Annotated in this window: 11 protein-coding genes and 1 pseudogene; 5 read left to right on the forward strand and 7 right to left on the reverse strand. The window is 70.2% G+C overall.

The window, feature by feature from the left end:
* The 4 genes from IEY89_RS39405 to zapE all read right to left on the reverse strand — a co-directional run.
* A partial coding sequence (locus IEY89_RS39405; RefSeq protein ID WP_268240806.1) for an SPFH domain-containing protein occupies nt 1-220 on the reverse strand: 220 nt, incomplete at its 3' end.
* 122 nt (nt 221-342) lie between these two features.
* Nucleotides 343-1806, reverse strand: coding sequence for a SulP family inorganic anion transporter (locus IEY89_RS39410; protein ID WP_229695717.1), 1464 nt, complete (start codon nt 1804-1806; stop codon nt 343-345).
* 14 nt (nt 1807-1820) lie between these two features.
* Complete coding sequence (locus tag IEY89_RS39415) at nt 1821-2423, reverse strand: carbonic anhydrase (RefSeq protein ID WP_189152338.1); 603 nt, start codon at nt 2421-2423, stop codon at nt 1821-1823.
* Nucleotides 2424-3112: 689 nt separating this feature from the next.
* Complete coding sequence (gene zapE, locus IEY89_RS39420; protein WP_189152339.1) at nt 3113-4219, reverse strand: cell division protein ZapE; 1107 nt, start codon at nt 4217-4219, stop codon at nt 3113-3115.
* Nucleotides 4220-4256: 37 nt separating this feature from the next.
* Here zapE and IEY89_RS39425 point away from each other — a divergent pair, with 37 nt between their 5' ends.
* The 4 genes from IEY89_RS39425 to msrB all read left to right on the forward strand — a co-directional run bounded on the left by IEY89_RS39425 (nt 4257) and on the right by msrB (nt 7731).
* Nucleotides 4257-5081, forward strand: a complete 825-nt coding sequence (locus tag IEY89_RS39425) for a pyrimidine reductase family protein (RefSeq protein WP_189152340.1) — start codon at nt 4257-4259, stop codon at nt 5079-5081.
* Between the two features lie 156 nt (nt 5082-5237).
* Complete coding sequence (locus IEY89_RS39430) at nt 5238-5711, forward strand: putative universal stress family protein (RefSeq protein ID WP_189152341.1); 474 nt, start codon at nt 5238-5240, stop codon at nt 5709-5711.
* A 163-nt stretch (nt 5712-5874) separates the two neighbouring features.
* On the forward strand, nt 5875-7266 hold the full coding sequence (gene murC, locus IEY89_RS39435; RefSeq protein WP_189152342.1) for a UDP-N-acetylmuramate--L-alanine ligase: 1392 nt from the start codon (nt 5875-5877) through the stop codon (nt 7264-7266).
* 57 nt (nt 7267-7323) lie between these two features.
* Nucleotides 7324-7731, forward strand: coding sequence for a peptide-methionine (R)-S-oxide reductase MsrB (msrB, locus tag IEY89_RS39440; RefSeq protein ID WP_189152343.1), 408 nt, complete (start codon nt 7324-7326; stop codon nt 7729-7731).
* An 87-nt stretch (nt 7732-7818) separates the two neighbouring features.
* On the opposite strand, the gene IEY89_RS39445 is transcribed toward msrB, so the two are convergent.
* Both IEY89_RS39445 and IEY89_RS39450 read right to left on the reverse strand, forming a co-directional pair.
* On the reverse strand, nt 7819-8256 hold the full coding sequence (locus tag IEY89_RS39445) for a hypothetical protein (RefSeq protein WP_229695714.1): 438 nt from the start codon (nt 8254-8256) through the stop codon (nt 7819-7821).
* A gap of 207 nt (nt 8257-8463) precedes the next feature.
* A pseudogene (locus tag IEY89_RS39450) lies at nt 8464-8976 on the reverse strand (beta-galactosidase trimerization domain-containing protein); the annotation flags it as partial.
* 46 nt (nt 8977-9022) lie between these two features.
* On the opposite strand from IEY89_RS39450, the gene IEY89_RS39455 reads away from it, so the two are divergent.
* A complete protein-coding gene (locus IEY89_RS39455) occupies nt 9023-9223 on the forward strand; it encodes a hypothetical protein (RefSeq protein WP_189152346.1) in 201 nt (66 codons plus the stop codon).
* A 123-nt stretch (nt 9224-9346) separates the two neighbouring features.
* Here the strand turns inward: IEY89_RS39455 and IEY89_RS39460 are convergent, their stop codons facing one another.
* Nucleotides 9347-9949: a mannosyltransferase YkcB-related protein gene (locus IEY89_RS39460; RefSeq protein ID WP_229695716.1), complete on the reverse strand. Its 603-nt coding sequence runs from the start codon at nt 9947-9949 to the stop codon at nt 9347-9349.
* Between the last annotated feature and the right edge of the window lie 133 nt (nt 9950-10082).

Genomic DNA, 10082 nt, shown 5'->3' on the forward strand with positions numbered 1-10082 from the left:
CCGGCACCGGCAGCGTGACGATCTGCATGTTGACCTTCTGCAACCGGTCCACGAACGGGACCACCAGCGTGAAACCGGGCGGCCGTACGTCTCCGGCGAGGCGGCCGAGCCGGAAGACGACCCCGCGTTCGTACTGCTTGACGACCCGTGCCGCCGCCCCGACGTAGACGAGCCCGGCGGCCCCGGCGGCGATGCCCGTGGTCAGTAGTTCCTCAAGCATGACGACGACCTCTCGCAGCCGTCCCGTGCGTGCCGATCGGCACCCTTAACAAACGATATGCCCGGTCCGGGGCTCGGGTCGAGCCCCGGACCGGGCAACCTCGCGGGCGAGGACCGCGGCGGCTACGGCGTCGGCGTCATCACCCTGACCGGTTCCGTCCCGGCCGTGCTGTGCCGCTCCACCCAGCTCTCCAGGGCCGTGCGGCAGGCGTGGTCCAGGTGGTGCAGGCCCGACAGGTCCAGCTCGATCGGCCGGTCCTGGGGCAGCGCCTCCAGGCTGTCGAGTATCTTCGGCAGCCGCAGGAAGGTCGCGTTGCCCGACAGATACGCCTGGACGGGCCCGGCGCCCTTGTCTATGACCTCCAGCCTGATGTGCGAGGCCTCCCAGGCGGCCTTGCCCACGGACAGGGCGAGACCGATCAACACGCCCTCGAACATGTTCACGGAGACGATCGCCAGGGCCGTGACCACCAGGATCAGCGCCTCACCCCGGTGCTCGCGCCAGAGCGAGACGATCCCGCGCAGCGGTACGAGCTTCCAGCCGGCGTGGACGAGGATGCCGGCCAGCGCGGGAAGCGGGATGAGCGCCAGCGCGCCGGGCAGCAGCGCCGCGAACAGCAGCAGCCATACGCCGTGCAGCACCCGGGACGCCTTCGTCCGCGCCCCCGCCCGGACGTTCGCCGAGCTGCGCACGATCACCGCGGTCATCGGCAGCGCGCCCAGCAGTCCGCACACGGTGTTGCCGGCGCCCTGCGCCATCAGTTCCTTGTCGTACTGGGTGCGCGGACCGTCGTGCAGCCGGTCCACGGCGGCGGCGCTGAACAGGCTCTCGGCGGACGCGATCAGCGTGAACGCCACGACCGTGCCGATCACGCTCAGGCTCGCCAGCTCACCGAAGGAGCCGAGCCCGGGCAGCTGGACGGCGTCCAGCAGGCCCTTCACCTCGACGGTCGCCACCGGCAGGCTGAGGACGAGCGTGGCGACGGTCGCCAGGACCACCGCGGCCAGGGCGCCCGGTACCGCCCGCATCTTCCTGGGCAGCCGCTGCCACAGCACGATCACGGCTATCGTGCCCGCGCCGATCGCCAGCGAGGCCAGCGAGCTGCTGCTCCCCGCGGCCTTCGCGGCGGCCTCGGGCAGCCCGGTGATCTTGTCGAGTCCGGCGGCAGGGGCCTTCAGCCCGGCTGCCGCGTACAGCTGCCCGGCGATGATGACGAGCCCGATTCCAGCCAGCATGCCCTCGACGACGGACACCGAGATGGCCCGGAACCAGCGCCCCAGCTTCAGGGCGCCCATGGCGAGCTGGAGCAGTCCGGCGGCGAGCACGATCACCCCGAGTGCGGGCAGTCCGTGCTCCCGTACGGCCTCGAAGACCAGGACGGTGAGGCCGGCGGCGGGCCCGGACACCTGGAGGCTGCTGCCGGGCAGGAGCCCGGCGACGATGCCACCCACGATGCCGGTGACCAGGCCGAGTTCGGCCGGCACGCCGGAGGCGACGGCGACGCCCACGCACAGCGGCAGGGCGACCAGGAACACGACGATCGAGGCGGCGAAGTCCTGCCGCAGATGGGGGGCCTTGGTGAGGATGGTCACGGCGGCCCTCACAGCGCTTCGAACGCGTCGGTGGCGGCGCGGTGTTCGCGCACGGACCCGGTGTGCACCTCGTAGTACCAGCCGTGCAGGCGCAGTTCGTCCTTCGCCAGGCGTTGCTCCACGCACGGGTAGGAGCGCAGCCGCAGCAACTGTGCCAGGACGTGGTGCTGGACGGCCGAGGCGACCGTCGGGTCGTCGGTGTCGGACGGGGTCGTGGCTGTCTCTGTGGCCGGGGGCGCGTCGGCGGCGTGCGCGAGCCAGTCGCGTACGGCGGGTACGGCGGTGAGGTCGTCGCCGCGCACCAGGGCGCCGACGGCACCGCAGTGCGAGTGTCCGCAGACGACGATGTCGCTGACGCCGAGGACCTCCACGGCGTACTCGATGGTGGCGGCCTCGCCGGTGGGGAGGGCTGAGGCGTATGGGGGGACGATGTTGCCCGCGGTGCGCAGCTCGAAGAGCTCACCCGGCCTGGCACCCGTGATCAGGGCCGGGACGACCCTGGAATCGGAGCAGGTGATGAACAGGACCTGGGGGGACTGGCCTTCGGCGAGCTTGGCGAACTCCTCAGGCCGCTGACCGAAGGTGCGGGCGTTGTCGATGAGGGGCTGCATGTGGGGACTCCTCCTGGCGCGCCTCGATGGCGCGTCGGACGTACATGACAGTCGGACGTGCTGACAGAACGTGGGGGGACGTTCCTGCTGTCAGCAGCGGAACACTTGGAGTGTGGCCGGGGTGTGGGCTGTCAGTGATCTGGGCGCCTGATGGCGTGATGTGACGCGCGTTTCCGGTTCGTGCGGAGACGTGGGGTCCACTGCGAGGAGCGGGCGCTCGGGCACCTGAGGACCTGAATCGGCGACGCGATGCCGGTCGCGGGTGCGCAGGGGCAGGCTCGGGTGGTGATGGCGACCGCCATCACCGCAGGTGACGTACTCGTCGCGCAGGGCTGTCGCTCTGGGTTTGTTTCTGGGCTCGGCCTTGGCCTCAGCATGACGCGCTGTGTGCGCGGATGCGAAGGATGCCGCGGGAGCGAAGAGCTGAAGGGTCAACAGGGCGGCGGCGAGGAGGGAAATCACGGTCCGGGCCGTAGCACCTCGGAACATGCGCCCCCCTCCAGGCAATCGTGATCTCTCGTACGCGTCAACGGTTGGTCAACTGCGGGTCAAGAAACACGTTAACCCTGCGAAGTTGTTTGCAGGGTTAACTTAGCGTTTCATGCTGAAGAGAGCCTGAAAATTGCGGGTGGGGTGACGTGAAGTTATCCTTGACCTGCGCTAGTTCGTATGGTTTGCAGGTCAATACGTCACGAGGGTTCCACGAGGCCCTTGGCGTCGCGGGCCAGCGCGGTCAGGCGGGAGATCGCGCGGAAGTACTTCTTGCGGTAGCCGCCGTTCAGCATCTCCTCGCTGAACAACTGGTCGAAGGGCAGGCCGGAGGCGAGCACCGGCACCTCGCGGTCGTACAGCCGGTCGGCGAGCACGACGAGCCGCAGCGCCGTCGACTGGTCCGGCACCGGCCGCACATCGGTGAGGCACACGGCCTTCAGGCCGTCCGTGAGGGCGCCGTACCGGCTGGGGTGCACGCGGGCGAGGTGGTCGAGGAGCTGCGGGAAGTCGTCGAGCGACGTGCCCTCGGTGGCGTACGCGGCCTTGGTCACCTGCTCCTCGGAATACGGCGCCGGGGCCTGGGGCAGCCCTCGGTGGCGGTAGTCCTCGCCATCGATGCGCAGCGCCCGGAAGTGGGCGGCCAGGCCCTGGATCTCGCGCAGGAAGTCGGCCGACGCGAACCGGCCCTCGCCGAGCTTGCCCGGCAGGGTGTTCGAGGTGGCGGCGAGCGCGACGCCCGCCTCGACGAGCTTGCCGAGCAGGGTCGACACGAGGACGGTGTCGCCCGGGTCGTCCAGTTCGAACTCGTCGATGCAGAGCAGCCGGTGGCCGGAGAGCGTCTGGACGGTCTTCTGGAAGCCGAGGGCGCCGACCAGGTTCGTCAGCTCCACGAAGGTGCCGAAGGCCTTGAGCGCGGGTTCGGCCGGAGTGGCGTGCCAGAGAGAGGCGAGGAGGTGGGTCTTGCCGACGCCGTAACCGCCGTCGAGGTACACGCCACGGGGGCCGGCCGGCACCTTGGACGCCTTGACCTTCCCGAACCCGAAGAAGCCGCGCCTGCCGCCCCCCACGGCGTGCGCCCCGCCGAGCCCGCCCGCGAACGCGTCGAGGACGCGCACGGCCTCGGTCTGGCTGGGCTGGTTCGGGTCCGGGAGGTACGTACCGAAGCGCACCGAGTCGAACCGGGGCGGCGGCACCATCTCGGCGACCAGCCGGTCCGCGGGGACATGCGGCTCACGGACACACAGGGACAGCGGAGCCGTGTCGGCTATCGGACCGAAACCGGGGGACGCGGGGATGGTAGGCACGGTTCACCATGCTAAGGGCCGTGCCAGACTGCCTGGCATGCGACGTCTGTTCCCTGTGACCGAAGAGACAGTGTCCGAGGCCCCGCGAGGGGCCGTGGATGCCGGTGGTTCGCCCGGTGCCGGAGCGGTCGACCGTGAGTGGAGCCTGGAGGAGCTGGCCGCCGCCTACGCCTACCCCGAGCGGACGAACGGGCGCCGGGAGGCCTGGCTGCGCGCCAACATGGTGTCGACGCTCGACGGCGCCGCCCAGCACGACGGCCGTTCCCAGCCCATCTCGTCCGCCTCCGACATGCGGATCTTCGGCACCCTGAGGGCGCTGGCGGACGTGGTCCTGGTCGGTGCGGAAACGGTACGCCAGGAGGGTTACCGTCCGGCACGCGCGCGTGCCGAGTTCGCCGCTGCCCGGGAGGCGGCCGGGCAGACGGAGGCGGCGGCGATCGCGATCGTCAGCGCGAGCCTGGAGCTGGACTACTCGCTCCCGCTGTTCACCTCGCCCCTGGTTCCCACCCTGATCCTCACGGGTGCCGCCGCCGCCCCCGACCGGGTCGCGGCGGCCGAGAAGGCGGGCGCCCGGGTGGTCGTCGCCGGTGACGGCATGGGCGTCGACCCGGCACGGGCCGTACAGGCCCTCGCCGGTCTCGGGCACACCCGGCTGCTGGCCGAGGGCGGGCCGCGACTGCTGGGGCAGCTGGTGGCGGCCGGTGTGCTCGACGAACTGTGTCTGACGATCTCCCCGATGCTCACCGTGGGGGATGCCCAGCGGATCTCGGGCGGACCCGCGGTGCCGGTTCCCCGTCACTTCGAACTGGTGTCCTTGCTGGAGGACTCCGGCTTCCTGTTCAGCCGTTATCGCCGCTCCTGACGCGCGGGGTCCCGCTCGCCCCGACGTGATCCGGAATATGTCGTTCCGTTTGTCTTTCGCTGGGCACACTGAATTTCGCAGTCCCCGTGCGATCACGGGGCAGGATGGTTTCAGCAGGGGCCTACGAACGGCCCACGGAGGAGAAGGACGCCTGTCGTGTTCACAAGCGTACTGATGATCGAGAAGGCCCTGACGTCCGCCGACGTGGAGTTCGTCACCACCTTGCACGGCGACGAGGACGTGGCCTTCCACGTGTTGCTCCAGCCCCGTGGAGACCAGGCCGACCGGCTCCTGCGGGCCATCGACGACATCGCGCTGGGCGAGCTCGACGAGGCGGCGCGCGAGCGGGAGACCCCGGAGGGCGAGGACGCGGCGGCGCTGGGGGAGCGGGCCCTTGAGGTGTCGCTGACGGCGCTGCGGGGGGCGGGGCACGAGGCGGAGGGGCGGATCGTCGAGGACCATCCGCTCGACGCGTTGCGGGGGCTGGTGGACGAGATCGAGGCGGACGAGGTCATCGTGCTGACCGATCCCCACTACGTGGAGGAGTTCTTCCACCGGGACTGGGCTTCGCGGGCTCGGCACAAGGTGGGGGTGCCTGTACTGAAGCTGTTCTCGCACAGCAAGGCGTAAGTTGTTCGGCCGCGGGCGGGTGGGGGCCGGCCGCGCCCGCATGGCGGAGCCGCGCATCGACAGGGCCCCGCGCACCCCAGGGCGATGCGGTCACCCGCGTTTCGCAGGCAATAGGCTGGCTCCTCGAACGTCCGCCGTACGCACCACGCACTGGGAGACATACATGGCACCCGGCCTTCCTACCGCCATGGACCGACCGCACTTCATCGGTATCGGTGGTGCCGGGATGTCGGGGATCGCGAAGATCCTGGCGCAGCGCGGGGCCGTGGTGGCCGGCAGTGACGCGAAGGAGTCCGAGACCGCCGAGGCGCTGCGGGCGCTGGGCGCGACCGTGCACATCGGGCACGCGGCCGGGCACCTCGCCGACGACGCCACCTGCGTCGTGGTCTCCTCCGCGATCCGCGCGGACAACCCGGAGCTGGCGCGGGCGGCGGAGCTGGGAATTCCGGTCGTCCACCGTTCGGACGCGCTCGCCCGACTGATGGACGGCCTGCGGCCGATCGCGGTCGCAGGCACCCACGGCAAGACGACCACGACCTCCATGCTGGCGGTGTCCCTGAGCGCACTGGGGCTGAACCCCTCCTACGCGATCGGCGGCGACCTGGACGCGCCCGGTTCGAACGCCCTGCACGGCGACGGCGAGATCTTCGTGGCCGAGGCGGACGAATCGGACCGCAGCTTCCACAAGTACGCGCCCGAGGTGGCGATCGTCCTCAACGTCGAACTCGACCACCATGCCAACTACGCCTCCATGGACGAGATCTACGAGTCCTTCGAGACATTCGCCGACTGCGTCACCGAGGGCGGAACGCTGGTGATCAACGCGGACCACGAGGGTGCGCGGGAGCTGACGCGGCGGGTCACGGCGTGCGACGTGGCGGTGGTGACGTACGGCGAGGCGGAGGACGCCGACGTGCGGGTCCTGTCGGTCGTACCGCAGGGTCTGAAGAGCGAGGTCACCGTCCTGCTGGGCGGCAAGGAGCTCACGTTCGCCGTCTCCGTCCCGGGCCGGCACTACGCGCACAACGCGGTGGCCGCGCTCGCGGCGGGTGTCGCGCTTGGCGTGCCGGCCGACGAGCTGGCCCCCGCCCTGGCGGCGTACACGGGGGTGAAGCGGCGGCTCCAGCTGAAGGGTGAGGCGGCGGGCGTCCAGGTCATCGACTCCTACGCGCACCACCCGACCGAGATGACGACGGACCTGGAGGCGATGCGGGCGGCGGTCGGCGACGCGCGCATCCTGGTGGTCTTCCAGCCGCACCTCTTCTCCCGTACCCAGGAGCTGGGCAGGGAGATGGGCCAGGCGCTGGCGCTCGCGGACGCGTCGGTGGTCCTCGACATCTACCCGGCCCGCGAGGACCCGATTCCCGGCGTGACGAGCACGCTGATCATCGATGCCGCGCGGGCCGCGGGCGCCGATGTGACGGCCGTGTCCGACAAGGCCGAGGTGCCCGAGACCGTCGCGGGAATGGCGAAGCCCGGTGATCTCGTTCTCACCATGGGCGCGGGTGATGTCACGGACCTGGGCCCGCGGATCCTGGACCGCCTGGCACGGTGACGTTCGCGGTTCCGCAGTGGTTTTCGCGGTGACTCTCGCAGTAAGGGGCTGAGCTTCATGTCGTACGACGTCGAAAAGCCGGACGAGCAGTGGCGCGCGGAGCTGACGCCGGCCGAGTACGCGGTCCTGCGTCAGGCCGGCACGGAGCCCGCCTTCGTGGGTGAGTACACGGGCACCAGGACGAAGGGTGTCTACTCCTGCCGGGCCTGCGGCGCCGAACTCTTCACCTCGGACACCAAGTTCGAGTCGCACTGCGGCTGGCCGTCCTTCTTCGACCCGAAGGACACCGACGCGGTGGAGCTGATCGCGGACCGCACGCTCGGAATGGTGCGGACCGAGGTGCGCTGCGCTCGGTGCGGGTCGCATCTTGGGCACGTGTTCGAGGGAGAGGGCTATCCGACCCCGACCGATCAGCGGTACTGCATCAACAGCATCTCGTTGCGGCTGACGCCCGACGAGGGCTGAGGATCGGGAAGCGCCCATGGCTGACGGGGCCCTGCCGTCGTACGGCAGGGCCCCGGTCGCGTTTGCCTACGACGTACAGACGTCTTCCTACGACGTACAGACGTCCTTGAGCCGGTCGGCGGCTGCGTCGATCCTGCTGGAGTCCGGACTCGTGTCGCCGTTCAGTATCGACGTGTTGTAGTCGTCCATCGCCTTGCCCAGATCGTCGACAGCCTTGTCGACCTCGCTGTCGTCCGTCTCCTTGTTGATCTTGTCCAGGTTCTTGTCGATGGTGTCGATGGAGTCGCCGGTCTTCGACGGGTCCTTCACCGCGTCCCAGCCGGCCTCGTGGATCGCCTTCACGCTGTCCGCGACCGAGTCGGCGTTGCCGAGGCAGTCGAGGGAGTTGTCGAGGTCCTCGCAGCCGGTCAGGAGTCCGGCGGCCAGGGTGACGGCGGCGACGGCGGTGGCGATGGTGGTGGTACGACGGCCACGGCGGCGGTTCGAGGGCATGAACGCCTTCACGGCGGCGGGCAGCGACTTCATTGACATTCCTTCGGCGGCGACAGATGGGGTTCTGATCTCTGCCGACTACGATCCCGTCGCTTGATCGCCCCCACGAGGGACCCTCCTCCCGAATGCCTGGTGCAGCCCGCTACACCATCCGCCGCAGGCCGCAGGCCGCAGGCCGCAGGCCGCTGAACGTGCGGGGTCTGTTGTCGTCGCCCGACGACAACAGGCCCCGCCTGGTGCTCAGTCGGTGCTGAACACCCGTACGTCCCAGGCGCCGAGGTCCAGTTCGGTGCCCGCCGGGACCGGGCCGGTGTTCAGTACGTCGGTCAGATCGGCCGGGGCCGTGACACGGGCGGGCTCCCAGCTCCAGTTGTGGACGATGTGCACGCGCCGCCCGTCCTCGGCCGTACCGGTCGTCGCCGTGACCGACGCCGGCAGGTCACCCCAGACGCTGCGGGCGGCCGGGGCCAGCCAGGACGCCAGCTCCCGGGCGAGGTCGCGGCCCGGCACCGTCCCGACGTACGTCACCCGGCCCGCGCCGTGGCGGCGAGTGGTGACCGCCGCCCAGCGGCCGAAGTGCGGATGGTCGTACGTGACCAGCGGCTCGGCGTCGGTGACGGTGAGACCGTCGGCCCAGTGCGACGCCGTTGCGCTGTCCGGCAGTCGGAGCGGGCCGACCGGCAGGCCACGCACCGGGATCCGCTGCGTCAGGTTGCTGAACTCGTCGTTTGGCGCTGCCGGCGTGGTTCGGCCCTCCCGTACGCTGGAGGAGGGCCGGCTCGAACGAACGGGGAATGCGATGACGTACGACGCGAGGATCGAAGCGACGACTGAAGTGAAGGCCCCGGAAACGGTCGAGGCGGTGCGTCACGCCCGCTTCGGGCAGCTGCCCGAGCGGATCCGCGTGGAGGACATGGTGGCGGCGCAGCCCGCGTCCGTGCCGGATCCGGCGAAGGGCGCGTACAACGAGGACGAGTGGCTGGTCCGGTACTGCCTGTGAGCTGAGGCTGCTCCCCTCATACAGAGGCCGCTCCCCTCACACATGCATGCATGCATACGTAGGCGGGCGGGCCGCCGGAGGGATTTGGGTGGCCCGCCCGTGCGGACGTGTGGAGCAGGTCGGTCAGCTGACGTCGGAGGCGTCCAGGCGGTACAGGCCGCTGCTGGTCGACGTGGAGGTCGAACTGGACGTCGATGTCGACGAACTCGTGGTCGAACTGGAGCTGTACGCCGAGGAGTTCACCGCAGTGCCGTGTTCCTTCACCCAGGTGGCGATCTCCGAGTCGGTACCCTGGCCGGTGTCGCTGCTGATGATGATGTAGTGCAACTTCCCTGACTTCACCAGGCTCTTGAGCTTGGCCAGGGTCATGGCGTTGTCGCTGCCCGACCAGCCGCCCATGGAGATCACCGGCTGGCCCGACTCCAGGATGACCGAGGACGCCGTCTGGTCGGTGGCCACGGCCAGCAGCCAAGTCGCCCCGTCCTGGTGCTTCTTGAGGTACGTGATCATGTCGGACGACACCTGGGTGCCGCCGCCCGTCCCGCCGCCTCCACCGTCGCCGCTCGGACGCGTGCCCGACTCGGCCGCCGTGTCCGGCGAACTCCCGCTGGAGGATGAGGTGTTGCCGGACGGGGGCGTCCCCATGGACTGACCGCCGCTGTTGCTCGTACCGCTGTTGCCACTGGTACCCGTGGAGCCCTGCGGAGCACCGTCACCGACGCCCATGCCGCCTCTCATTCCGCCGCCCGTGCTGGGGCCGGCCGTCGGGTTCGTGCCATTGGTGGAACCGGTGGCCGCCGAGGACGGCGCCGACCCGGCGTTCGTCCAGCGGCAGGTCGGGCACCGGTTCCCGTCGACG

The sequence above is a fragment of the Streptomyces lacrimifluminis genome (assembly GCF_014646095.1).
GTDB lineage: Bacteria > Actinomycetota > Actinomycetes > Streptomycetales > Streptomycetaceae > Streptomyces > Streptomyces lacrimifluminis.

Excerpts from the sequence above, each read along its gene's own strand:
- murC (WP_189152342.1), top strand. The coding sequence starts at position 5,875 with ATGGCACCCGGCCTTCCTACCGCCATGGACCGACCGCACTTCATCGGT.
- IEY89_RS39460 (WP_229695716.1), bottom strand. The coding sequence starts at position 9,949 with ATGGGCGTCGGTGACGGTGCTCCGCAGGGCTCCACGGGTACCAGTGGC.
- IEY89_RS39425 (WP_189152340.1), top strand. The coding sequence starts at position 4,257 with ATGCGACGTCTGTTCCCTGTGACCGAAGAGACAGTGTCCGAGGCCCCG.
- msrB (WP_189152343.1), top strand. The coding sequence starts at position 7,324 with ATGTCGTACGACGTCGAAAAGCCGGACGAGCAGTGGCGCGCGGAGCTG.
- IEY89_RS39415 (WP_189152338.1), bottom strand. The coding sequence starts at position 2,423 with ATGCAGCCCCTCATCGACAACGCCCGCACCTTCGGTCAGCGGCCTGAG.
- IEY89_RS39445 (WP_229695714.1), bottom strand. The coding sequence starts at position 8,256 with ATGAAGTCGCTGCCCGCCGCCGTGAAGGCGTTCATGCCCTCGAACCGC.
- IEY89_RS39455 (WP_189152346.1), top strand. The coding sequence starts at position 9,023 with ATGACGTACGACGCGAGGATCGAAGCGACGACTGAAGTGAAGGCCCCG.